At 35.8% G+C, this 26,214-nt stretch carries 15 protein-coding genes and 1 pseudogene; 2 read left to right on the forward strand and 14 right to left on the reverse strand.

Annotated features, from left to right (window positions below; all coding sequences use genetic code 11):
- Positions 1-128: 128 nt before the first annotated feature.
- From HF964_RS04855 to HF964_RS04885, 7 genes are all read right to left on the reverse strand, one after another.
- Positions 129-470, reverse strand: coding sequence for a DUF1831 domain-containing protein (locus HF964_RS04855; protein WP_168721937.1), 342 nt, complete (start codon positions 468-470; stop codon positions 129-131).
- A 237-nt stretch (positions 471-707) separates the two neighbouring features.
- Positions 708-1,232 (reverse strand): phosphoribosyltransferase, encoded by a 525-nt coding sequence (locus HF964_RS04860; RefSeq protein ID WP_168721938.1) that lies wholly within the window; start codon positions 1,230-1,232, stop codon positions 708-710.
- 20 nt (positions 1,233-1,252) lie between these two features.
- The gene (gene purB / locus HF964_RS04865; protein ID WP_168721939.1) at positions 1,253-2,551 is read right to left on the reverse strand and encodes an adenylosuccinate lyase; all 1,299 of its coding nucleotides are present in this window, start codon (positions 2,549-2,551) and stop codon (positions 1,253-1,255) included.
- A complete protein-coding gene (locus HF964_RS04870) occupies positions 2,551-3,849 on the reverse strand; it encodes an adenylosuccinate synthase (RefSeq protein ID WP_168721940.1) in 1,299 nt (432 codons plus the stop codon). Before HF964_RS04870 ends, purB begins: the two co-directional genes overlap by 1 nt.
- 272 nt (positions 3,850-4,121) lie before the next feature.
- On the reverse strand, positions 4,122-5,459 hold the full coding sequence (locus tag HF964_RS04875) for a hemolysin family protein (RefSeq protein WP_168721941.1): 1,338 nt from the start codon (positions 5,457-5,459) through the stop codon (positions 4,122-4,124).
- A gap of 171 nt (positions 5,460-5,630) precedes the next feature.
- Positions 5,631-5,780 carry a 50S ribosomal protein L33 gene (rpmG, locus tag HF964_RS04880; RefSeq protein WP_168721942.1) on the reverse strand — a complete coding sequence of 50 codons (150 nt, stop codon included), beginning with the start codon at positions 5,778-5,780 and terminating at the stop codon, positions 5,631-5,633.
- 100 nt (positions 5,781-5,880) lie between these two features.
- Positions 5,881-7,983: a peptidoglycan D,D-transpeptidase FtsI family protein gene (locus tag HF964_RS04885; RefSeq protein WP_246220250.1), complete on the reverse strand. Its 2,103-nt coding sequence runs from the start codon at positions 7,981-7,983 to the stop codon at positions 5,881-5,883.
- Positions 7,984-8,195: 212 nt separating this feature from the next.
- Between HF964_RS04885 and HF964_RS04890 the strand changes: the two genes are divergently transcribed.
- The gene (locus HF964_RS04890) at positions 8,196-10,802 is read left to right on the forward strand and encodes a YfhO family protein (protein ID WP_168721944.1); all 2,607 of its coding nucleotides are present in this window, start codon (positions 8,196-8,198) and stop codon (positions 10,800-10,802) included.
- A gap of 157 nt (positions 10,803-10,959) precedes the next feature.
- On the opposite strand, the gene HF964_RS04895 is transcribed toward HF964_RS04890, so the two are convergent.
- The 4 genes from HF964_RS04895 to HF964_RS04910 all read right to left on the reverse strand — a co-directional run bounded on the left by HF964_RS04895 (position 10,960) and on the right by HF964_RS04910 (position 16,890).
- Complete coding sequence (locus HF964_RS04895) at positions 10,960-15,264, reverse strand: PolC-type DNA polymerase III (protein ID WP_168721945.1); 4,305 nt, start codon at positions 15,262-15,264, stop codon at positions 10,960-10,962.
- Between the two features lie 71 nt (positions 15,265-15,335).
- Entirely contained in the window at positions 15,336-16,331 is a 996-nt protein-coding gene (locus HF964_RS04900; RefSeq protein ID WP_168721946.1) for an aldo/keto reductase, read from the reverse strand.
- 38 nt (positions 16,332-16,369) lie between these two features.
- A complete protein-coding gene (locus HF964_RS04905) occupies positions 16,370-16,549 on the reverse strand; it encodes a hypothetical protein (RefSeq protein WP_168721947.1) in 180 nt (59 codons plus the stop codon).
- Positions 16,550-16,599: 50 nt separating this feature from the next.
- On the reverse strand, positions 16,600-16,890 hold the full coding sequence (locus tag HF964_RS04910; RefSeq protein ID WP_168721948.1) for a HesB/YadR/YfhF family protein: 291 nt from the start codon (positions 16,888-16,890) through the stop codon (positions 16,600-16,602).
- Between the two features lie 218 nt (positions 16,891-17,108).
- Here HF964_RS04910 and greA point away from each other — a divergent pair, with 218 nt between their 5' ends.
- Positions 17,109-17,594: a transcription elongation factor GreA gene (gene greA / locus HF964_RS04915; protein WP_168721949.1), complete on the forward strand. Its 486-nt coding sequence runs from the start codon at positions 17,109-17,111 to the stop codon at positions 17,592-17,594.
- Between the two features lie 193 nt (positions 17,595-17,787).
- Here the strand turns inward: greA and HF964_RS04920 are convergent.
- The 3 genes and pseudogenes from HF964_RS04920 to HF964_RS04930 form a co-directional block, all read right to left on the reverse strand.
- Positions 17,788-18,734: pseudogene (locus HF964_RS04920) on the reverse strand (L-lactate dehydrogenase).
- Positions 18,735-18,846: 112 nt separating this feature from the next.
- Positions 18,847-22,632, reverse strand: a complete 3,786-nt coding sequence (gene addA, locus HF964_RS04925; protein ID WP_168721950.1) for a helicase-exonuclease AddAB subunit AddA — start codon at positions 22,630-22,632, stop codon at positions 18,847-18,849.
- Positions 22,625-26,197 carry a PD-(D/E)XK nuclease family protein gene (locus tag HF964_RS04930; RefSeq protein ID WP_168721951.1) on the reverse strand — a complete coding sequence of 1,191 codons (3,573 nt, stop codon included), beginning with the start codon at positions 26,195-26,197 and terminating at the stop codon, positions 22,625-22,627. The genes addA and HF964_RS04930 overlap by 8 nt, the downstream gene beginning before the upstream one ends.
- Positions 26,198-26,214 lie beyond the last annotated feature (17 nt).

A 26,214-nucleotide genomic window follows, 5' to 3' on the forward strand; every position in this document is an offset into this window, starting at 1 on the left:
ATAATTGATCTGCGTTTTTTTCACCATCCAAAACGTCTCTAATTTCAGTTCTAATTATGACTTGTTTACTAACTAATATAATACCATTTTTTTAAGCTTTTGAAATCATTTAAAAGCAAAAAATTAGTTTATTTACGAATTAAAATATCGCGGGCAATCAATTCATCAACAAAATAGCCAAATTGTTCTTTTAAGGCCGCTGAATTTTGGTGATTAAAAATATTAATGACGGCCGTCCCCTTGGCGTTAACAACTTTAATCTTAAAACCAGTTAATTCTGCGTTAACAACGACTTTTAACTTAAATGAATCAGCAAATGCCTTAGAAGTTTCAAGTTGGCGTAGTAATTGAAATGAACCATTTGCTTGTTGTACAAATCCTGTATCCATCAATGCATATTTTTTAATTTGGGGACTAATTTCGTAAGTATCAGTATCACCTGTTAATTGGGCTACTTGTGTAAATGCCATCTTAATATCACCTCATTTTTTTAATATAATATATTATAACGAAATATGAGTACGGTACAAGCCAAGAATGTATTTTAATAGTAGCATACTAAAGACTGGCCAGTATTGAGAAGAAACTAACAAAAATCTCAGAAAAAAATAAATTTCTCCTGAGATTTTTCTATATATTACACCTTTGAGCCATATTTTGGTCGCAAATTACTATATAAAAATAGTTATGCCACAAATATTCTTACATTAAGCTTTAATGGCGACAATTTGTGGAAGAAATCGGTGTGAACCGTCTAAATCCATCCCATAACCGAGTAAATATTCGTTAGGAACATCGGCCCCAACGTAATCGGCCTCAATTTCAATTTTACGCCCAGCCTTTTTATCGACGGCAACCACTGTTTTAACAGATTTTGCACCCAATTTAGTAAATTCCTTAATTAAGAAATCAACTGTTAAACCAGTATCGATAACTTCATCGATCAAAATCACGTCACGATTGGTAATATCTTTACGAACATTGACTTCAACTTTTAATTCGCCTGTTGATTCACCATGAGCATAACTTGAAACATCAACATAGTCAAAATCAAATTCAATGTCGCTAAGTTCACGGAGTAAGTCAGCCGTAAAAACAACCGCTCCTTTCATGATAGGTACCATTACAGGGCGTTTACCGACGTAATCTCGACGAATTTCTCCAGCAACTTTTTTTACCGCTGCTTGAATTTGATCTTCATCCATAATTACGCGATCAATTTGAATATCCATTATTTATAATCCTTTTGTGGTTAATCTAATAAACCAACGCGTTTGAAGATTGCATCAACATTCTTCAAGTGGTAACTGTAATCAAAAGCGTCATTAATATCATCAGCGCTCAAGTATTCTTGCACAGTTGCATTTGCTTCAACCAAAGGACGGAATTGTACTTGCTCGTCCCATGATTTGGCAGTCATTGGTTGTACAGTGTCATAAGCAGCTTCACGGCTTAAACCAGCGTCAATTAATTTCAATAAGAGTCGTTGACTGTAAATCAAACCGTAAGTTCGATCCATATTAGCTAACATCGTGTCTGGGAAAACGGCTAAGTTTTCTAAAATACTAGTAAAGCGGTGAAGCATGTAATCAACAAGAATGGTGGTATCACCTAAAATAATTCGTTCCGCACCAGAGTGTGAAATATCACGTTCATGCCAGAGCGTAATATCTTCCATCCCGGTTACCATGTGGCCACGCACAACCCGAGCCAAGCCAGAAATATTTTCTGAACCAATAGGATTACGTTTATGAGGCATAGCTGAAGAACCTTTTTGGCCTTTACCAAAACCTTCTTCAACTTCATGAATTTCAGAACGTTGTAAACTACGAATTTCCGTAGCAAAGTTTTCAAGACTTGTCGCAATCAAGCCCAGAGTATTAATATAGTCTGCATGTAAGTCACGTGGTAAAACTTGTGACCCAATTAAAGCTGGTTTTAAACCGAGTTCATTCATTGCAACTTCTTCAACTTCAAGAGGAACATTAGCAAATGTTCCTACAGCTCCTGAAAGTTTACCAGTCTCAACAGCCGCCGCCACAGTTTTAAAGCGTTCAATATTGCGAACGGCTTCGGCATAAAAACGAGCGACTTTTAAACCAAAAGTAGTTGGTTCCGCATGCACTCCATGTGTCCGCCCCATCATAACAGTGTCTTTGTACTTAAGTGCCATTTCAGCAACGACATCGCGATACTTAATTAAATCAGCTAAGATAATGGCATTAGCTTGCTTTAAGCGTAATGCTTGCGCTGTATCGACGACGTCTGTACTTGTTAAACCATAGTGAATCCATTTCTTTTCATCACCTAATGATTCAGAAACATTGCGTGTGAATGCGACCATGTCATGGCGCGTAACTGCTTCAATTTCGGCAATACGTTCAACACTAAAAGTTGCATTGGCACGAATTTTATCATAGTCGGCTGCAGGAATATGGCCTTCTTCAACCCATCCTTTAACGACGGCTGCTTCAACTTCTAACCAACTTGCATACTGATTTTCAAGTGACCAAATGGCACTCATCTCTGGGCGTGAATAACGATCAATCATTAAAACTTTTCTCCTGTCCAAACATTTAATAATACGTTAGTTTGATCCCGATCAGGACCAACTGCGAAGGTTGCAATTTCAACACCAACTAATTCCTCAATTCGCTTCAAGTAAGCTTGGGCGTTTTTAGGTAAGTCTTCACGTTTTGTAACACTAGTAATATCTTCTGTCCAACCTGGCAATTCTTCATAGATTGGGGTTACTCGTTCTAAATCTTTAAAACTTGCTGGGTAGTACTTAATTTCTTTGCCATCAAGTTCGTAAGCGGTCGCAATTTTTAATGTTTCAATACCAGTTAACACATCAATACAGTTAACTGAAAGTTTAGTTAAACCTGACACCCGGGCAGAGTGACGCATTACAACAGAATCAAACCAACCAATCCGACGTGGACGGCCAGTAACAACTCCATATTCATGACCAACTTCACGAATGTGATCACCAGTCTCATTAAGCAATTCAGTTGGGAAAGGACCTTCACCAACACGAGAAGTGTATGCTTTAGCAACTCCAACAACATCGGTAATATTTGTTGGACCAACCCCAACCCCAGTCGTCACCCCACCAGCGATTGGGTTAGATGACGTTACATATGGGTAAGTACCATGGTCGACATCAAGCATAACCCCTTGGGCACCTTCAAATAAAACTTTTTTACCGGCACGAAAGGCTTCATCAACTAAGTAAGCTGTATCAGTGACGTATTGCTTCAATTCTTGACCGTAAGCATAGTATTCTTCGACTAATGCATCCGCATCAATTGGTGCATGGTTATAAATTTTTGTTAATAGTTCATTCTTTTGGCTAACCACGGCGTGTAACCGTTTTGATAAAACATCACGATCAAGTAAATCACAAACGCGAATACCAACCCGTGCGTATTTATCAGTGTACGCAGGTCCGATACCATTACCAGTCGTTCCGATTTTATCATCACCTTTTGCTTCTTCTTGTAAGACATCAATTAACTTGTGGTATGAGAACAAGACTTGTGCTCGATCTGAAATCCGTAAATTATCAGTTTTCACATTTTGTGAATTTAAGTATGCAAGTTCTTCAAGGACAGATTGTGGGTTTAACACAAATCCATTCCCAATAACTGCAAGTTTATCATCGTCAAAAATACCTGATGGAATTGAACGCAATTCGAACTTTTGACCGTTAAACACGATCGTGTGTCCAGCATTATCTCCACCTTGGTAACGAACGATTACATCTGCATCTTGGGCCAGGAAATTAGTAATTTTACCTTTTCCTTCATCACCCCATTGACTTCCAACAACAACAATTCCAGCCATTATATATATACCTCTTCATCAATATCTATTGAATAACAAACCTCTAATAGCATACCCTAACATTTATAACTTAGCAAGTGTATAGTTCGTGTTTTATGTACATTTTTTATAAATTCAGGAATTTTATTTGGAAAATTACGGACTTTTTTAAAAAAATTTAAATTTAAAAGTGCTAAAAATGAACTTTTATAAAAGACTTTACAATAACAAAACATTCTTTACAACAAAAATAAAAAGGATGGTAAGTTTATAAACTTACCATCCTTTTTAAATTACTCTTCAATATCTTCGTTGATTTCTGGCGCTAACTTTGTAATTTCAAACTCATTAATGTACGCATTATCGTAATCTAAGGCTTTAATTTCAAAATTGGCCACATGCATTACATCGCCAGTGCGAAAATCTGGCTCATGATTAAGTACATAACCTGTCAGAGTAACTGCTTCATCTTCTTCAAAATCTTTAATATTCACGTCAAAATAACGTTCCAAATCATAAAGTGAAACTTTACCACTTACTTTATATTTGTAATTGCCTAACTTCTGAATATAATCATCCGCTACGTCGTCAATTTCATCACGAACAGAACCGAATAATTCTTCATAAATATCCTTATCAGTAATTAATCCCGAAGTTCCACCGTATTCATCAACAACAATTGTAATTGGGGCACGTTTAGCAACCATCACCTTAAGGACATCGTGAACATCCATATTTTCTGGTACAGCAGGAATATCACGCATAATTTTAACAACTGGCTCTGAATCATTAATACGTCCCTGACGGATTAAATCATAAGTATACACGTATCCGATAACTTTATCTTTATCACCATCTGCGATAATTGGTAACCGTGAATAACGTTCTTGAATGTATATTTCAAGTGCTTCGTGAATAGTCGTATCTACATCAACCACACACATTGATGTTCGATCGACCATAATATCTACCGCCACTTTATCATTCATATCAAAAGCGCGCTCCATAAAAGTTAGATCCTCTTCATCCAATTCCCCAGCCTTAGCCGCGTTTTTAGATAACGATAAAATTTCATTTTGAGAGTAAATATCTTCATCTGCAGCCGTTGGATAGCCAAGTAAATGTGTAAACAGATTGGCAGTTCGATCTAAAATAAAAATCAAAGGGTATAACACAATATGGAAGAAACGTACAGGTCGTACAATAAACAACAAAATTTTAACTGGATCAGCAATCGCAATATTTTTAGGCACTAAATCAGTAAACACAGCATGAATCACTGTAAATAATAAAATAGCTATAATTGACGAAATACCTTGCGCAACATTTGCTGGTAGAATTCCAGTAGCAACAATTGCATCAGCAATCGTAACTTCCCCAATCCACCCAAGAATAAGACTTGTTAAAGTAATCCCTACTTGGGCTGTTGAAAGATACTCAGTTAAATTTTCAGTCATATGAATTGCAGCATCAATTAAACGTGTTGAACCATTACGCCCTTCTTTAAGAGCACGCAAGGCACTAACTCGTACACGTACTAATGCATACTCAGTTAGCGTGAATAAAACGGCTAACATTAACACTAATACAATGACAACAACATTAATTAAATAAGACGGACCAGGTTCCAAAACGGTAAACCTCTTTTCATAATAAATTTTTTGGTATTACATATTATAGCACGCCACATTAAATCAACCAACAAAACTATTGAGATTCATTGGTCATTTATGACCTACCATAAATAAGACAAAAAAAGTACAATGAGTAAACTCATTGTACTTTTTTGTTAGTAAATTAAATTACTTAGTTTCACGGTGTAAAGTAACCTTACGATCACGTGGGCAGTACTTGTTAACTTCAAGACGGTCAGGGTTGTTCCGACGGTTCTTATTTGACAAGTAGTTGCGTTCACCGCATTCAGTACATTCTAAAGTAATGTTAATGCGCATGTCAAAACCCTCCAGTATTAATTTCTCAATAAATCTAGGGGGGTGGCTAATCTCTTAGCACACGCTCCCTCAACTCAAACTATAATACCAGATATCAAAATCAATTACTAGTACTAATTGTTTTTTCTTGATTTTCGCCTTCACTAGGTGTGTATCCTGCAACAGTTGATTTATCTTCAACATACTTGAAGTACGCATCATAAATATCAATTGCCATATTAATATTCAAGTTTGACCCAAAGTTAGATTGTGGTCCACTAGGCATAGCCAAGGCAATTGCGATATTTGAACCCGGAATATAAGTAATTAAACTTAATGTCAACGTTGGTTGCCCGTCAGTAAAAGTTTCTGCTGTCCCCGTTTTTGCATATGGAGTTGGAGTAACTTTTTGTAAAGCTTGCCCTGTACGGCGAGGATTTGGACCAGCAACAACTTGTTGCATTCCTTCTGTAACAACTGCTCTTTGTGCAGGTGTCCAACCAACTGAATTCAAGATTTTTGGTTGAATTGTTGTTTGTAAATTACTTAATTTACCCTGGGAGTTAGATGACATAATAGATTGGACAACATGTGGTTGCATCCGATAACCACCATTAGCAATCGTTGAAACATATTGTGCCAATTGTAAGACAGTATATGCATCATATTGACCATATGATTCCATTAAAGCTTTACCTAAATCAGCACGGGTACTTGGCCCAACAATCCCTGCAGACTCACCTGGTAAGTCAATTCCTGTCTTAACACCTAAACCAAATAAATTAAAGTTATTTCGCATAATCGTGAATAAATCTGGATTAAGATTCTTCAATCCCATCCCTGGATGATATTGAACACCACCTTCGCGTAATGCCAATTGCATCATATACGAGTTTGAAGATAGTGCTAATGCTGTTTGTGCGGTAATTGGTACCACACCATTTTTATTCCAATCAGAACTCATTGGGGCAGTTCCAGCTATTTTAATTGGTTGATCGCTAATTACATTATTATTTGGTGTAATAACACCTAACTTCAAACCACCAGTAACCATAGCTGGTTTTACTGCCGATCCCATAACAATTGATTGATTAATTGCACCCAAAGCATTTGATGTGACTTTACCAGTTTTAGGATCGCGATTTACCCCAGCAATACCATAAATTCCACCAGTATATGGATTCATTGCTACAGCATAAGCTCCAGATGTTAATCCACCAGAAAGATTTTTACGTAAAGTATCTTCCATAGCCGCTTGGAATTTTGCATTGATTGACAATACTAAATTATCACCTTTTCGACCAGGATAACCTTCAACAGCATTTAAGATTTTATTATTTGATGCGGTTTCAAATTCTGTCTGCCCTTTTGTACCTTTCAATACTGGTTCATATTGCTTTTCAAGATAACTTTGTCCAACAGAATCATTTCGTGAATAACCTTTACTAAGTAGCACGTTTAAGTTTTCAGCTGGTAACCCTACTTTTTCTGAAGAAACCGTTCCAATAACGGCTTGAATTGATTTTCCTTGTGGATAATCACGTTTCCAAGCAGTTGAGATGGTAATACCTGGCATCGAGCTTAAATGTTCACCAATCTGAGCGATAGCCTCATCACTAACCCCACCTTCTTTAATATAAGTAGTTGATAGTTGATAAGCTCCGGTCATCTTTTGAAAAATCATCGCTGCATTTTGCTGTTCGGGTGTTAACTCATAACGCTTTGGATGATTAAAAACTTCATTCAATTCGGCTTTATATTGCGCATTTGGCGATAGATCTTTAAAGTTTTTTATCCGAGCATTTATTTCTTTAGTTGTTTTATCATCTGCTAGTAAATAATCAGCTACACTACGTTGCGCAAGTTGTGATGTATCAACATTTAAATACTTACTTAAACGATTGGCAGTGTCATACATTTGACTACTTAAGACATTGACCCCTTTTGTATATGAAATTGCTTTTGAGGCTTTATTTCCAACCAACACTTGTCCAGTTGAATCATAAATCATCCCCCGTTGAACATTAGTTGTCTCAACTAATGTATCAGTTCGATTAACATCTGCTACAAAGAATGCCCCTTTTGAGACTTGTAAATAATACAATTGACCAATCAATGCCGCAAATAAACCAAACACGACTGCTAAAATCAAATTTAACCGAAATGGCAAATCTGAACGATAGCCTTTTTTCTTACGCGCTCGGCGTGTAAAACGATTTTCCATGTATCTCCCACCAATTAAATCACACACCATACTGTGCAATTTTTAAATTTTATTTTTTCTTATACCTGATATCAAATCACTATCTGATAGCATTTAACGTTATTTATTGTAACATACTGAAGTGTATTCAGTGATGGTCTTATACGTTGTTTTAATTTTTTATGGTAAAGTTATCTTAACTTAAAACAAAAAAAGGAACATTAAAATCGAACATGAAAAAATATTTCAGTGTCAAAACTTTACCGTTATGGTTAGCTTTTTGGCTACCAGTTATCATAATGGGTTCTTATTTTGTAACTCGTCATATGATGCCTTTTGGGAACTCAACCATTTTAACAGTTGATCTAGGCCAGCAATACGTAGATATGTTTGCCCTGATGCGCAACACGATATTACACCATCCAGCAACCTTGTTATATTCTTTTAGCAATGCCCTTGGTGGTGATATGTTAGGAATTTGGACCTACTATCTAATGAGTCCTTTAAACTTAATTTTATTATTTTTCCCACCCAAAATTCTTCCTACTGGAATTTTAATATTAACCTTATTGAAATACGGTCTAATAAGTCTCTCAATGGCATGGGTGGTTCGCAAGATGCATTGGCAAACTGGCTGGCTAGCAACAACATTTGGTCTCATGTACGCCCTAATGGGATGGATGGTGTCATATCAATTAAACTTACTCTGGCTAGATATTTTAATTTTACTACCTTTAATCATCTATGGTCTTGAAAAATTATTAACAACCGGTAAATACCGATATTATGTCATACCGTTCACATTAAGTTTAATTATTAATTATTACATGGCATACATGGTAGCTCTTTTTCTAATCCTCTACTGGATTTGGACTAATTCACGCGAACCTTTTCAATGGGTAACTATTAGACAATCTTTCATCCGCTTCGTTAATGGTTCATTACTAAGTGTTGCCTTAGCAGCGGTAGTCTTATTACCAACCTTTTTTCAATTAACTCAAGGTAAAGGCCAATATAATCAAACTACTATCGGCAAGTGGATTGAATACAATCCGTTATTTTTCTTTAGTAAAATGTTTGTTGGGAGCTTTAATTTTGACCAAATGCCAACAGGACAACCAAATATCTTTATTGCAAGCGTGGGTGTTTTCGGGGCAATTTTATATTTTCTTAATCGAAATTTTCGTTGGCAAAATCGCTTAATTGCTGGCTTGATAACCCTGTTTTTATTTAGTTCTATGTTCTTAGCACCATTAGATTTATTTTGGCATGGTTTACAATTTCCTGTCTGGTACCCATATCGCTTTAGCTTTTTGTGGTCATTTTGGTTACTTTGGTTATCAGCAACTAGCTTGAACTCTTTTGAGCCTTTAAAGTTCAAACCTTTTGTCGTATTAACTGGGCTTTTTGCTAGTGCTTTTATCATTGTCGCCTTTACATTTAATAAAACTAATTTTATGAGTTGGCCTCAAATATTAGTAGGAGCAACTTTTGCACTCTTAGCTTTAATATTATTACTTGCACCACGTATCAAAATTTGGCCTTGGCTTGTTTTATTATTAACTATCACCGAGGTTAGCACAAATGCTATTTGGTGTCTCAATAACTTTAGTTATCTTACTAAAACAGAGTATCAAACTGAGGTTAAGGCAACCCACAAGGCACTTGCTACGCTTCCAGACACAACTAAACATTTTTTCCGAGTTGGTCAAACCTATTCACGTACAAAAGGTGACCCCTTCATGCAAGATTACTTTGGTGGTTCAGCATTTAGCTCATCATTTTCAAAAAAGACTAGTGACTTTATGGGATTAATTGGTAATCCTAATGGCGATAATTATGCTACGTATTATAATGGTACTGTCTTAACTGATAATCTACTCGGTTTTAAATATTTTTTAGACGCTTCAACACACTTTGCAACCGTACAAGGTGCACCAGCACGGATGCAAAATACACAACGGCCTGATTTGATTAGCGATTTATTTCATGCAGAAACTGCAAATGTTACAATTTATAAAAATCCTAATGCACTACCACTAGGTTTTGCTGCTAATTCTGCAGCTCTTAAGACACATCTAAAAAATGGTAATCCATTAGTAAATCAAACAACTATTTGGAATAATTTAGTTGGTCAACCAAATCAAACGTTGTTTACTGAATTACCATTTTTAAACTTTAATACAACTAATACAAATCGCCCACAAAGTGTTAATGGTGCGTTCTTAACGCCTAAAAATCTAGTTAAACCAACCACTTTAACTGCTACGTTTATTCCACAAGACAATAACCCTTATTACTTAACATTGGGACCCAATTTGACTCCAGATGTCGTTAGCATCACTTTGAATGGTCGTATTTTGCATACTAATGATGCATTTAAAGCACCTATTGTCCTTAACTTAACTAATATGGCCCAACATCAACCGCAAACCTTAGTTTTCACATTAAAGAAATCAACATTATGGTTGCAAGATGTTAATTTGTATGAATTAAATGCACCCTTACTAAAGGCACAAACCCAACAACTTAAGGCACACACTTGGCAAGTTTCTCATTTTAGCCAACGTAAGATTAGTGGTGATATTGAAATTCCACATTCAGATCAATTATTAATGACTACCATCCCTCAAATCCCAGGATGGCACGCTATTGTCGACGGTCAACCAACAGCAACTAAAACCGTCGCAAACATGTTCATTGCGATACCATTAACTACTGGCCACCATACTGTTACACTTAAATATACACCGCCATTTTTAATTATTGGCAGTCTAATTAGCTTTTTTGCGCTAATATACTCAATTAGTTTTTCTATAATTAAGCGTAAGCGTAATTAAAAAAAGGAATATAGCTAAATTAATTTTAGTAGTAATTTGTAAAATGTTTTTCAAAAGTTCAATATACACAAAATCCCAGGGAAACAAATTTCTCTGGGATTTTTACTACTATTTTATTTATCAAAATTGTCGGACTTTTCTAATACTTCTTTTTATTTTAAAAATCAAACAATGATAATTGATTTTCATCAGGTAAACCATCTAATACATGATGGGTAGTCATAAATTCAATCAAAGTCGATGACACTTTACCACGTAATTTTAGATCTTCTTTTGAAATGAATTCCTGATCGGCTCGGGCTGCAATAATTTGTTTCGCAACATTATCACCCAGCCCTGGCAAAGCATTGAAAGGAGCAATCAATGTATTACCTTCAATCAACCAATCCAATGCATCTGATTTTTCTAAATCCACCATAGCAAATTTCAAACCACGTTCTAAAGCTTCATTAGCTAATTCTAAAACAGTTAATGTTTCTTTATCTTTAGCAGTAACATCATTACCCATTTTGTAAAGTTCGTTAATAGCAGCTTTAACACTATCCTTACCATTGGCCATCGCTACTACATCAAAACTATCTGCTCGCACTGAGAAATAAGCACTATAGTACAACGTTGGGAAGTAAACTTTAAAATATGCCACCCGTAAGGCCATTAAAACATAAGCCGCAGCGTGGGCTCGGGGGAACATATATTTAATTTTCAAACATGAATCAATGTACCATTCTGGTACCCCAGCTGCACGCATTTCAGCTTGGTATTCATCACTAATTCCTTTACCTTTACGAACCTTTTCCATAATTTGAAAGGCTGATTCAGATTCCATCCCATAGTTGATTAAATCAGTCATGATTTTATCACGGGTCCCAATAACGTTAGCAATCGTTGCCGTACCATCTTTAATCAATTCATCTGCATTCCCTAGCCATACATCAGTCCCATGCGATAGGCCGGAAATTTGTAATAGCTCAGAATAGTTTTTTGGATGAGTTTGTTCTAACATACCACGAACAAATCGTGTTCCAAACTCAGGAATTCCCAAAGTCCCTGTCTTGGAATAAATCGCATCAGGACTAACTCCTAAGGCACTAGTCCCTGAAAATAAACTCATCACGCCTGGATCATCCATTGGGATTGTATGTGGATCAATTCCGGACATATCTTGGAGCGTACGAATCATCGTTGGATCATCATGTCCTAAAATATCAATTTTTAGGATATTATCATGAATTGAGTGGAAATCAAAATGGGTTGTCTTCCACGTTGCATTAACATCATCAGCAGGAAATTGAATAGGTGTAAAATCATAAATATCCATATAATCAGGCACAACTAATATTCCAGCTGGGTGTTGGCCTGTAGTTCGCTTAACCCCTGTTGCACCTTTAGCTAAACGTTCAACCTCAGCCGAGCGTAACTCTATCTCTGATTCTCGTTCGTATGCTTTAACGTATCCAAAGGCAGTTTTATCAGCAATCGTTCCAATCGTCCCCGCTCGGAAAACATTATTCTCTCCAAACATAACTTTAGTATAGTTATGTGCAATGGGTTGATAATCGCCTGAGAAATTCAAATCAATATCGGGTACTTTATTCCCTTTAAAACCAAGGAACGTTTCAAACGGAATATTTTGACCATCTCCAACCATTCGAATATGACAATTTGGACAATCTTTATCAGGTAAGTCAAATCCCGATTCATATTCCCCCTTAGTAAAGAATTCACTGTGTTTACATTCAGTACAACGATAATGTGGTGGTAATGGGTTAACTTCCGTGATTCCAATAAATGTTGCCACAACTGATGAACCAACAGATCCTCGTGAGCCAACCAAATATCCATCTTTATTAGATTTTGCAACTAATCGTTGCGAAATTAAGTAGATAACTGAAAATCCATTAGAAATAATTGACTTTAATTCTTTATCAATTTGGTTTTGGACAACATCTGGTAATGGCTTACCATATAAATCCCATGCCGTTGCATACGTTCGCCGTTCAATTTCTTCATCAGCACCAGGCATATTTGGCGTATACAGTTTATCTTTTAATGGTTTGATATCTTCAATTATATTTGCCAATGCATTTGGTGCATCAATCACAATCTCATGTGCGACCTCTGGCCCTAAGAAACTAAATTCATTTAAAAGCTCATCGGTTGTCTTAAAATACAGATCTGGAAGTGTTGTTCGATTAAGCGGATTAGCACCACCTTGAGATTTAACAATCACATCACGATAGACACGATCTTCAGGATTAAGATAATGCACATCCCCAGTTGCTACTACTGGAATATCAAGTTCATGTCCGATTTGAACTAAATTAGAAATAATATCTTCTAATTTAGCTTCATCAGCAATTAATTCACTTTCAATTAATGGAGCATACGCTGCTTTAGGCTGCACTTCAATATAATCATAATACCGTGCTAACTCCTTAGCTTTGGTCATTCCTTTTTGCATAATTGCTTCAAAAACTTCCCCAGTGCTATCTCCTGTCCCAATTAGGAGGCCTTCACGATATTCATTTAACAATGAATGCGGAATCCGTGGTACACGATAAAAATAACTGATATTAGAAGTTGAAATTAGTTTGAACATATTTTTAAGACCAGCTTGAGTTTTAGCTAAGATTGAAACGTGATTTGGCCGAGCATGTTTCCACGAATCATTATCTGTCATATGTTCATTTAATTGATCATGAAATGTTATATTATATTTTTCTTTAGCATCTTGTAAGAACAACATGTTTAACTTACCAGTTGTTTCCGAGTCAAATATGGCCCGGTGATGATGCTCAAGATTAACACCAAATTTTTTGGCTAAAGTATTTAAGCGATAACCTTTTAATTCTGGATACAAAAATCGTGCTAACGTTAAGGTATCAATAACTGGATTGTTAATTGGTTCCATACCGTGACGGTCATAACCCGTGTTCATAAATCCCAAATCAAATGTAACATTGTGTCCAACAAGAATTGCATCTCCGTAGAATTCACGAAATTCACGAAATACTTGTGCTTCAGTTTTTGAGCCTTGTACCATTGAATCAGTAATTGATGTCAAGTTAGTTGTCGTTTCTGACAAATGGAAACCAGGATCAATAAATTCTTCAAACTCTGCAACAACATTACCTTTAATCATCTTTACAGCTGATAATTCAATTACCTTATCATAAATCGCTGATAGACCTGTTGTTTCAACGTCAAAAATAACATATTCCGTATTTGCATCATCTAGTGCAACATGTTTAGGATTAATCCCAATTTCTGCACCATCACTAACGAGATTGCCTTCAAACCCATATAGCATTTTTATATCGTTTTTCTTAGCTGCTGCAAAGGCATCTGGAAAAGCCTGTACTCCAGTTGTATCTGTTACTGCTATTGCTTGATGGCCCCACTTGCTAGCTTGTTTAACAAAATCACCAATATTATTTGTTGCGTCCATTGCTGACATATTTGAATGTACATGCAATTCAACTCGTTTATCTCCTTCTGGAGCAGTATCTTTACGACTTTCATGTTCAACAACTTGAATATCATAAATATTAATCACTAAATCATGCTGATAAGTATCCTCTTGAACTGATCCACGAATTCGAACCCACATTCCCGGCTTAATATTATCAAAGAATTTTGTGTCGTCATCATCTCGTGAGAACTTCTTAGCTAAATACGAGCTTGAATAATCCGTTATTTTAAGTGATAATAATTGCCGCTCTGATCTTAATACACGTACTTCAGAATCAAAGATATATCCTTCAACCACTACTGAACGTTCTTCTTGATTAATATCAATCATTTGTGTAATTTCTGCATCATCAGCAATTCGACGTCCTAGCGATAATTTGACGTCACCATTTGCACCAATTGAGCTCATTTTTGCCTGAGCTTGCTGTGCAATTTCACGTTCTTTTTGCATTTGTGCTTCACGTAATTGTTGCGTGGTTGCTTCATTTAGTTCCAAGTCAACTAAGACTTCAAAATTTATGTTATTAATACCTAAACGACGATAAGCATCACTAATTGCAGCAATTCCTGTTTGTTTAAAATAACTTGCTGCAATTTTATTTTGTACTTTAAGTTGTAACTTTTGTCCGTGCTCAATTGTAGTTGCATCAACTATCATCTGTTGCATGCCACCTGACAATTCCGCAAATTGAGCTACAAACGGCCAATATGCCATCACTAGGTCATGATTGGATTGTATCGGGTTATCTAAAATAAAGTTCCATTTGACTTTGGCAATCTTACTAAAGGCTGCTTGTAAATTAACAATAAATTGCGTTAACACTGGTACTGCCCATAAGTCTTGTGTTGCAAAATTAAATTCCCAAGTTTCTGAAATTTCATGTACTATCACACTTTCAATTCGAGCGTCTTGATAAATTGAATGATCCCTGTCTGCTAAATTGATTTGTTCAAGTAACTTAACAAATAATTCCTGTTTATTTAAACTCACGTCGTAACCCTTTTCTCTAATTCCTATATCTGGCTAGAAAACAAAAAAGCAGCCTAGGGCCACTTTTTCGATTATTTTCCAGATAAAATATCATCAATTATTTTAATTTCACTATCAGATAATGTCATATTATCGCTAAAACGAACATTGTCTAATAAATGATTCACACTTGATGCTCCAATAATCACAGATGGTACTCGATCATCTTTAAGTAGCCACGCTAGTGCTAACTGTGATAATTGTTGTCCGCGTGCATGAGCTAAGTCGTTTAAAGCATTTAACTTAGAAACAACTTGCTCTGGGACTTGATCAAGCATTAACTTATTTGACCAATGTAATGGCATATCTGAAGGAATGCCATTAAGATAGCGATCTGTTAACAAGCCTTCTGCTAATGGGCCATAGGCAATTACGCCTGCATGATGATTTTCTGCAGCTTCCAACAAACCATCAGTTTCGATTTCACGATTTAACATGTTATAAGACACTTGATTACCAACAAACGGCGTTCCAAGTTCTGAAAATATTTCAGCAATGGCATTAAATTGCTCAGTTGTATAATTTGAAACACCCACATATAAAGCCTTACCTTGTCGCACTAATAAATCCATACTTTCAGCAACTTCACGGATATTTGTTTCTGGATCAAACCGATGTGCATAGAATATATCAACATAATCCAAATGCATTCGCTTTAATGATAAATCCAGAGCTTGAACCATTGTCTTTTTTGAAGTGAATTCGCCAAATGGACCTGGCCACATATGAAAACCAGCTTTAGTAGTAATTACTAACTCATTTCGATACGGTTTTAAGTCTTTTTCAAATACCGCACCAAAAGTTTCTTCTGCACTTCCTGCAGTTGGCCCATAGTTAGAAGCATTATCAAATGAAAAAATTCCATTATCAAATGCTTTCAAAATTACTTCACGTGAATTACTTAGCGGTTTTTCATCGCCTAAATTACGCCATAATCCAAATGACAATGTTGGTAAAATCATCCCCGTGTCTGCAACTCGCCGGTATGGGAGCTTTTCGTATCGATCATCTGCTGCTGCAAAAACCATCTAATTCCTCCATTTACGCCTAATAAATCGTGGCCAGTTTATTTTTTTGTTTCTCGTACAATCTCAGCATCTAAAAGCTTAATTAATAAACGCTTACGTGCTCGAGGTCGTTTAGTAGCCTCTGTGTAAATTGCATGCTTTTCTTGAACCAATTTGAGTTCAGCTTCATAATTTGGATTAATTTCTGCTTGCATTGCTAAATATTCATCTAAATTCATTTAATTATCCCCATTGATTCATCATGTTTTTTGTTGATTACATCATATTATTAACTAAAGTTATACTCTGGCCCAATTTCATCATCATTAACATTTACAGTGAGATGATAATCATTAAATAACCATTCATCACGTTCATTAACGTAATAATTAATACCATCTTTTTCAACTAAAATAACGGGCTTATTAGGATAATCATCTCGCAACATTGCGACTGAAAAACCTTTATGGACATTGGTTGCCCCATAAGTTTTACCATAGAAACGGACCCCATTTCCTGGTGCCAAATCCATTTCGTTTCGAAACCACTTGCTTGCCTGATCTGTAATCGTCAATTGCATCTATTCGGCCTACTTTCATTAACATATCCTGCAATCTCTCTCATGTCAGTATAGCACAATCTTATTTTTAGAAAAATAGTTAATCTAGCACTTGCTATAAAGGCTTTGAATTAGTTTAATTATCACCTAATTTAGGCTAAAACCATAAAAGGGGCTTGTCATGACATCGTTTGCATGCTACATTAATCTTGCTATATTTAGAAAAGGACGTGAAACTCATGGCTGAAGATAAACAATTTCCAATGACCCTTGATGGTAAGGAAAAGCTTGAAGCAGAATTAAATGATATGATTACCAATAAACGTGGTGAGATTACCAAACGGATTCAAATTGCTCGTTCATTCGGTGATTTATCCGAAAACTCAGAATACCAATCAGCAAAGGATGAACAAGCCTTTGTTGAAGGTCGTATTAAGACCCTTCAAAATATGTTGCAATACTCCGTTATCATTGATAGCGATGCCATTGCATCTGATGAAGTTTCAATTGGTAAGAATGTAACTTTCAAGGAACTTCCAGATGAAGAACCTGAAACTTATTCAATCGTTGGTGCGGTTGAAGCTGATCCTTTAAGTGGTAAGATTTCAAATGAATCACCAATCGCTAAGGCACTTGATGGCCATAAAATTGGTGATAAGGTTAGTGTGCCACTTCCAAATGGTGCAAGCATGGACGTTGAAATCATTGATGTCAGCGTAAGCTAAGTTTCAATCTTTAGATTACACAAAAAGCCCTAGATTGCTCAAGTCTAGGGCTTTTTATTTGTGTAAATAATCCGAAGAAGCCTACAACGTACGCTTTGCAATAGAATTCTTTTGGATAAGTTTATTCTAACTCATTAATCCAAAGATTTGAATTAATTTTATTGTTATAGGCTATAAATTTTGAATTAATAATTTATAGCTTTGTAAAGGCATCTTTAGTAATATTTTTTAGTGTCTTAGCTGAGGCCTGCATCCGTTCATATTCAACATCTGACAACGGTACTTCAATTACCTTAATGATCCCTTGGGCACCAATCACTGCTGGTGTCCCAATATAGATATCATTTAAACCATACTGGCCATTTAAATAAGCTCCAACTGGTAACACTGCATGTTCGTCGCGTAATATGGCCCTACTAATCCGTGCAAGTGAAGTTGCAATACCATAATAAGTAGCCCCTTTACGATTGATAATCTCGTAAGCCTTATGGGCTGTTTGATATAAAATTTGTTCAAGGTCTTCAGTCGATAAATTATCCTCATTAGCAAATAATTTTAGTGGCCGGCCACCAATATCAGCCTCATCATAATTAGCAAACTCAGAATCTCCATGTTCACCTAAGATGTAAGCATTAACCGAGCGTGGATCAACATTAAATTGTTTACCGAGTGCTACTCGTAGCCTTGAGGTATCAAGAGATGTTCCTGAACCAAAAACACGGTCCTTTGATAAGCCCGAAAATTTTGAGCAGCATATGTCATAATATCAACAGGGTTAGCAGCCACAACGATAATTCCATTAAATCCTGAAGCCATTAGGGGTTCAATAATTGACTTCATAATTTTTAAATTTTTATCGACTAATTGTAGCCTTGTTTCACCTGGCTTTTGTGGTGCACCAGCTGTAATTATTACTAATTCAGCATCATGGGCATCTGAATAATCACCACTATAAATATTTTTGGGAGCTGTAAAAACAGTCGCATCTTCTAAATCCAAAGCATCACCTTCTGTTTTCTCTTTGAAAACATCGATAATTACCAACTCTTCAGCTAATTGTTGTTGGACCATTGCGAATGCATAGGCTGAACCAACGGCACCATCTCCAATTACAACTACTTTATGTCCTTTTAAAGCCATGTTTATATCCTCCAATTCAAGTTATTGATGTGTATAGCAGCTACTTTTTCTCTCTTATTTAATCAAAAATTGAGCATTATACTTATCTGTAACAACTGAAAATAGATTTCATTTATGGCACTTCAATGACCTGCCCAAGTGCTAATGAGACGATGTATTTCTTATCTACTGGTCGTTTCATTATCTTTGCAAGAGCAACTGCATATAGATTGAGTTGCCCCTGATAGCGTTCGATTAAAACATCGACTTGTCCTTTAGGAACAAAATCCGTTTTGTAATCAAACAATATCACTTCATTAGCTTCTGTCAGAACATATCCATCCATAATACCGTGAATCAATACCCGTTCCTCACCTCCTGTATATCCTTGATATAATTCATGTGCGTACATTAACATACTAAACGGTTGTTCACGTTTTACTGTATTTGCTTGGTGTATTAATAATTTACCAAATGGTGTGGTAAACAACTGCACCAATGCTTGAGTATTAATCTGCTTTGCCACTTCTTCAAGTATTGCACCTTGAGTTACCAGATGATTAATACATGCTAAAATGGCGGTTTTATCAACTACTTGCTGTAAATCAAGAGCTTGTAATACCAAGTGCGTTGCTGAACCAACTGCCAAACTACTTGGTTTTGTAGCATGCTCCAGAAATTTGGGCTTTGCAAAATTTTCATCAACAAATCGATTAGCTTTGGCAAAACCATCGGCTGTCAACTTAATCTGCATTGTGTCTAAATTATCTGGATCTTCAAATAATCGTTTAACTTCACTAACACTTTGATAAGCAGTTGTTTGTGTGGCTATTTGATGTGGATATTGATATGCCATAATTGCTTGAGCTTTAGCAACCTTTTGTGCGTCATCAACATCTATTTCAAGAGCTTGTGTTTGTGTGGTAATACTTTCAGTACCAACTTGACTAGTAGTTAATGCTAACACTTGTGACCGATCATATGTGTGGACTATAAATTGACTATGATCATCTTTGAGTGCAGGAAGACTTTTTATTTCTATGTCAGTAAATAATTCTTGAGGGAAATTAGGATGCCTTAATAAGGCCAAGCCCACCAAATCCATAAAATTATTTACGCCTAAACGAGTTAAATCATCAATAAACATTGTTTCTTGATGATTACTCCCCCCCCATCGACTTTGTAGTTGCTTATTACTATTATAGGCACCTACTAAATATAACTGTTGTTCAGCTCGTGTAAGCGCTACGTAAAGCACTCGTAATTCTTCAGCCCAAGCCCGTCGCTTGGCTAAATCTTTAATATATGCTTGTTGTGGTAAATCAATTTGTAATCGTTGAGTTGGCTCCAAATATGGCAAGGCAACCCCAGCTTGATCATCAATCAATAGTCCTTTATTTAAGTCTAACACATTAAACTGATGCGTTGCGTCAAGAAGGAAAACAATTGGGAACTCTCGCCCTTTAGATGCGTGGATAGTCATTACTTGAACAGCGTTTTCGCTAGTATCAACAGCTGCTGATGCCAAATCTTTCTCATTTTTACGTAATTGCTCGATATACTGAATAAAACTAAATAGGCCAATATAGCTACTTGTTTCAAACGTCTTAGCCCGCTCATATAACGCATGTAAATTAGCTTGTCTTTGAATTCCTGATGGCATCCCACCAACATATTCAAAATAACCAGTTTCTTCATAAATACGCCAAATTAAGTCCACTAATTGATTTTGGGTGGCTAATTGCCGCCAAACTTTGAATTGAGCAAAAAAAGGTGCTAATTTTTCATAAATCGCAGCCATTGCTGGATCAGTAATAATATTTGTGCTATCAGCATATGCTTGCATAAACTTGGTAACTGCAACATAAAAATTACCTTGCATATCCTGAGTACGTAATCGGGCCAAATCATTTTCACCAAGGCCAACAATTGGTGAACGTAGAACAGCTGCCAAAGGAATATCTTGATTAGGATTATCAATGATTTGTAATAGACTCAACATAATATTGATTTCAACAGTTTGAAAGTAATTATCAGCATCATTAACTACCACTGGGATATCAGCTGCTTTAAAAATTTCCACCAATTTTAAATTCATTTTGCGTGTTGGCTCCAAAATAGCAATATCTCCCCAATGGACATTAACCATTTGTTGTGACTCTTTATCAAATCGCTGACCACCGTTTAAAACTAAATTTTTAATTTTTTCAGCCATAATCAAAAGTTGTGCACTAGTCTTATCATTATTTAATTCTTCAGGCGTATCATTAGTATCAAAATCATCAGAAGAAGGTACTGTTTTAGCTTGACCTTCTTCGTCTTGATCTAGATAGATTAGTAATTCTGCAACCGGCGGAACTTCTTCATAAATTTTAGCTTGATACACTAATTTAGCACTGCCATCATAATCCAAATCACCAAGTGTCTGATTCATAATCTGAGTAAAAATCATATTAGTAAAATTAGTAACATTCTTATGGGAACGGAAATTTTCAGGTAAAATAATTCGTTCATTTATTGGGGCCGGTTGATTTTCATCTTTCCAAGGTTTATATGCTTGATACTTGGCCATGAATAAACTTGGATCAGCTAAGCGAAAACCATAAATTGATTGCTTAACATCCCCCACCATGAACATATTTTTTCCATTACTTAAACTCGTTAATAATGTCTCTTGTAGTGGATTAATATCTTGGTATTCATCAACCATAATCTCACGATAACGAGCTTGGAGTGTTTTAGCAGTTGCTTCATCTTGTAGAATTTGTAATGCAAAATGTTCAAGATCACTAAAATCAAGAACTTGTTTTTGACGCTTAAACGCACTAAATTGTGTATTGAAAGCTTTAACAATAGTAACTAAATGATCAGTTGCCTTAGCTACTTTGTTAGTAACCGCCAACAGACTTGTTTCATCTAATAAGAAATAACTGTCTTTAAGCGCCTGTAGTTGTTCTTTAGCCTGTTCACGATAATTTTTAGCTCGCTCCAAGGCTACTTTGACTAACTCATCAGTATCTTTGGAACTACGCCCTGCAATGGCTCGCCACTCAAGAGCATTAAACATCTGACGTAATTCATCCCAAGTACTTGTGGGATCATTGAATTTGATTTGTAAGTCATTAACTTGGATGATTTCACCAGCAATAAACTCGGCACGCTTTTTAGCACTTTTGTCGTCACTATATGCATCAACTTCGGCAAAAGCAGCTTGTAAACTAGCTTTTGCTCGTTCAAGTCGTGGTAAGATTAATGGCCGTAATTGCTTTTGGTAAAAAGCTGATTGTGTATAGCTATCAGTAATAACATAGCGTTGTGCTAAATTATCAAGCCACGCATCCATATCCGCACGTGCATTAGCAAAATTATACAAGCGTAGTACCGCTTCCGTTATGCCCTCGTCACCTTTTTTCCCAAATAACTGTACTAATTCTGGAAAATATTCTTCGTTAGCATACAAATCTTCAAATAAGCTCGTCAAGACTTCGTTTTGCATCATTTCGGCTTCTGCAGTGTCTGCCAACAAACGGAATTGCGGATCTAGATCAATTACGTGATAATAATGTTCGATTAAGCGTAATGCAAATGCATGTAGCGTTGAGATGTTTGCAGTTGGTAAAATTAGCAACTGCTCTTGTAATGCTTGTAACCGTTCATTGTCGATCGGTTCTTGACTAGCTTCACTTATGCCTTTTTTTAATGCAACCTCAATTCGATCACGCATTTCCTTTGCTGCAGCATCTGTAAACGTTACAATTAATAATTGATCTAAACTAACCGGATTATCAGTACTTAATAATTTTTGAATAACTCGTTCAACTAATACTGTTGTTTTACCAGATCCGGCCGATGCTGATACTAAAATATTATGATCAGCATGCTTAATGGCTGCTTTTTGATTAGATGTGAATTCAGGCATTTCCACGCTCCTCTTGTTCTTTTGCTAAAAGAGCCAAAACATCACTTGCTTTTAAGCTATTTAGCTGATTATATTTATTATCAATTAATGCATCAAAGCTCATTATCGGCTTATAAGGTGAATACTGTAAAGCTGTTTTTTGATTACTCCAACGAACTGGTTCAATCGGGAATCTACCAGCTAAAATTGCTTCACCGGCAGCTTTTAAATTATCGATATTATGGGCTAAAAGTAATTCTAAGTCCTCTGGTAAAATTAAATCACCCGTTTTGTTCAACTGTTGTTTGGTATTAAAGCTGAAATTATAATGTTTAGCTTTACGATCTTCTTGAATTTCATCATCAAGCGATAACAAAAAATCCTCATCTTTAATCAGTAAGCCATTATATTTAAAACTTAGAGTTCGTTTAGCCTTAATTAAATCCAGACTAGCAACTGATAAAACATCATCAATTTGTCCATCAAGATCATTCAATTTAATTTTTGGATTATCGATATGGGCAAATAACGCACCGCCTAAATTAATATTTTGCTTGAATTTATTGGCATTTGCTTTAACAACATTTAAGTAAGTTAATAATTGTAAAGCTAAACCGTAATATGCATCTCGATAATTGAATTTCTTCTCACCAGATTTGTAATCAATTACATTAACAAATAGATCTTGTTGTACAATATCAGTATCAATACGGTCAATTTTCCCACGAACTCGCATTCTGCGACCGTTATTTAGAATAAATTCAAGGGGCTCCCAATCATTTTCACCACGGCGGAAACCAAATGGTACCTCTGTTTCAAAAGGTCGGCTATTATCTAAATTACTAGCGTGTGCTAAATTACCAAAAACTTGGACTAAAGTATTAATTAGTTGGCTTTGGATAAATTGTAGCCGCGCAGAACTTTTTAAAATTTTAAACGCCGGATCTGCCAAAATTTGTTCACATTCTTGACGAACCAATCCTTGTAGTTCAGCAATTGGTACTTGCCCAGGTTTTTTATGCTGATCAATTAAGACTTTCATAACCTGATCTAATACTGCATGATAAAATTGGCCAGTATCGGCCGCACTTAATTCAAAAACAGGCCGCTCCCTTAACCGTAAGCCGTACTCCAAAAAATATGCAAATGGATTTTGATAATACTTTTCGAGTTGTGAAATTGAGACATTTAATGTTTCACCAAATAGTTGTTGGCCAATTTCTGGTAATAATTGCTCACTTTGATTAGTATAATTGACTGCTGCAAAAATTTTATCTGCGAGTGGCTCAACTTTGCGAATATAATTTTCAAGTGCTTGCCAACTACTTGGTAAAAGCTGTTTTTCATTATGTGCCTTTCGTTTAATACTTCCAATATGGTTCAATGTTGAGCGTGGTGTCCCAATAAATTGATACCAATCTTTTCCAGCAAGGGCCAACTTAGGTTGACTACTTAATGATTTAATTGGTAATTCAAAAGCTTTAATCAAGCGTGCAATATATGGTGATATTTTTTGAATTTGACCATCTGTATTTTGAACTGGATAGCTTAAAATCAAACTATCTTTAGCACGAGTCCAACTCAAGTATGCTAATAATGGTTCTGCTGCCATTTGTTCACGACTTGTATCGCGTAAATAAAGTTCTTTATCTAGTATCGTGCGATATTTTTCAAAGTCGATTCGATCTTGATCATTCAATAAACTATGATTTTGCAATTGTGCTGGTAGGTTAAGTCGGGTCCCACCTAGAACCATAACAACTCGATAGTTATCATTTTGTGTAATTCCCATTTCTGAAATTTGAACTTTATCAATTGCCGCTGGAATACCTGCAAATTTAGCGCCACTAAAACCAGCGCCTAACATATCTGTAAACGCCTTAATTTCAAATGACTGATTCCCCATTAATTCAACAATTTCATCAAATGTTTGAATTAACATTTGCCATACTTCTTCCGGTTGCTTAGCTTGAATTAAATCTTGATTATTTAAGGCATTTTGCCGCCATTCCTTTAGAACATTTAAAACACCATATTCTTCTAGCCAATTGTATAACGTAGTAACCGCCTCTTGATTAGTTTGAACCTTACCTAAAGCTTGCCGAATATCAGTTAGAGCACCTGTAACAAATGTCCGAATACTATTAATTTTTTGATTAATTTCAGCATCTGCTGAAATCAGTTGCCAATCATCTTCACTGCCACTTGATTTTGTATATACCCAATCTTCATTACTCATCCATTCTGAGCGCCGTGGATTAAAAGCAAGGATATAATTTTCTGTCACATCTAAGGCTTGCCGAAATTGCTCTTCGTTCATCGAAGTCGGCCGTAATAATTGGGTTTTTAATAATCGCATTAATGAATAATATTGAAAATCATTAGTCACTGATAATGCCAATAATGAACGAATAAATTCAACCAATGGATGGTTAGTCATTGCAAAATCCAAATCAGTAAAAATGGGAATATCATATCTTTTAAAGATTGGTGCAATCATAGTTTGATATTGGTTTAAATCACGAGCAACAATTAGAAAATCACGATAACGATAACTTGTATCTGCTTGTACTTTTTGTCGAATCAATCGGGCAAATTGTTCAACCTCAGTTTGCAGCGAATCGGCAGCAAATACCTTGATTGCTTGTTGAGCAGCTTGCTTTTCGGCTTGAGTACCATATACTAATTGGCCAGTCTTATGGCTATCAATCCAGATACGTTCATATGCTTTGATACCAGCATTCAAGCAACGATGCTGATTAACCAATTGTTTAGTGACATCAATCCCGTGTAACTTGGCAAAACTCGTCAATTCTTGTATTAATGTTTTAGTACGTTTAAATAAATCACCAGTTGGATTAATTGTCAGATTATCAGTTACTAACGCTATGCTGACATCTGCTTTTAAAATCAACATTTCTAACACCCGCCGCTCGGGGATAGTAAATGAAGAAAACCCTTCGAAATAAAATTGCATCCCACTAAGATTAGCCGTTGCTAACCAATCTGCAAAAGTATTTAATAAATCAGTATTCGTAATTATTTTATTAGCGACTTGCTGTTCTACCAAACTCATAATAATTGTTAAATCATGCATTTTGGCATTTAATTCATAGTCGGCACTTGTAGCTGGTAATAATTCTGCCATATCTTGAGCTGTAATTTGTGACAAGCGTAACTCACTAATTTGATTAGCGAGTTGATCAATAAAGCCCGGCTTTTGACCTAATCTTTGAAACAAAATTAATTCATCAGCTGCGGTTGTTAATGCTTGTCGTATTAGCATAAATAGACCAGTACTACTGATTCGTTCACGTTGATATACTGCGGTATTAGCCATAAAATACCAAACTAAGCGTGAAATTGAAAAAACTTGCAGTTGGCTTTCAGCAATTACTTGTATATCATCATGCTTTAATTTTCCATAGCGTGTCAACACGTCAACTTCAGCATCAAACTTAATATGGTTAGGTACCAAGTAAAATGCTTGTAGATTAGCTTGGGTGGTTATACGCTGTTTAATAGTTTCTAAAAGTGCTTGTCGATGATCATATTGAGCTTCACCATATAAAAATTCTAAGGCCATATTTTCCTCCAAGTCTT

Origin of the sequence: Periweissella fabalis (assembly GCF_012396505.1) — a bacterium.
Lineage (GTDB): Bacteria > Bacillota > Bacilli > Lactobacillales > Lactobacillaceae > Periweissella > Periweissella fabalis.

Bases quoted from the DNA above. Each gene is read 5' to 3' on its own strand.
- HF964_RS04855 (WP_168721937.1), bottom strand. From the start codon at position 470: ATGGCATTTACACAAGTAGCCCAATTAACAGGTGATACTGATACTTAC.
- HF964_RS04860 (WP_168721938.1), bottom strand. From the start codon at position 1,232: ATGGATATTCAAATTGATCGCGTAATTATGGATGAAGATCAAATTCAA.
- purB (WP_168721939.1), bottom strand. From the start codon at position 2,551: ATGATTGATCGTTATTCACGCCCAGAGATGAGTGCCATTTGGTCACTT.
- HF964_RS04870 (WP_168721940.1), bottom strand. From the start codon at position 3,849: ATGGCTGGAATTGTTGTTGTTGGAAGTCAATGGGGTGATGAAGGAAAA.
- rpmG (WP_168721942.1), bottom strand. From the start codon at position 5,780: ATGCGCATTAACATTACTTTAGAATGTACTGAATGCGGTGAACGCAAC.
- HF964_RS04885 (WP_246220250.1), bottom strand. From the start codon at position 7,983: ATGGAAAATCGTTTTACACGCCGAGCGCGTAAGAAAAAAGGCTATCGT.
- HF964_RS04890 (WP_168721944.1), top strand. From the start codon at position 8,196: ATGAAAAAATATTTCAGTGTCAAAACTTTACCGTTATGGTTAGCTTTT.
- HF964_RS04900 (WP_168721946.1), bottom strand. From the start codon at position 16,331: ATGGTTTTTGCAGCAGCAGATGATCGATACGAAAAGCTCCCATACCGG.
- HF964_RS04905 (WP_168721947.1), bottom strand. From the start codon at position 16,549: ATGAATTTAGATGAATATTTAGCAATGCAAGCAGAAATTAATCCAAAT.
- HF964_RS04910 (WP_168721948.1), bottom strand. From the start codon at position 16,890: ATGCAATTGACGATTACAGATCAGGCAAGCAAGTGGTTTCGAAACGAA.
- greA (WP_168721949.1), top strand. From the start codon at position 17,109: ATGGCTGAAGATAAACAATTTCCAATGACCCTTGATGGTAAGGAAAAG.
- addA (WP_168721950.1), bottom strand. From the start codon at position 22,632: ATGCCTGAATTCACATCTAATCAAAAAGCAGCCATTAAGCATGCTGAT.
- HF964_RS04930 (WP_168721951.1), bottom strand. From the start codon at position 26,197: ATGGCCTTAGAATTTTTATATGGTGAAGCTCAATATGATCATCGACAA.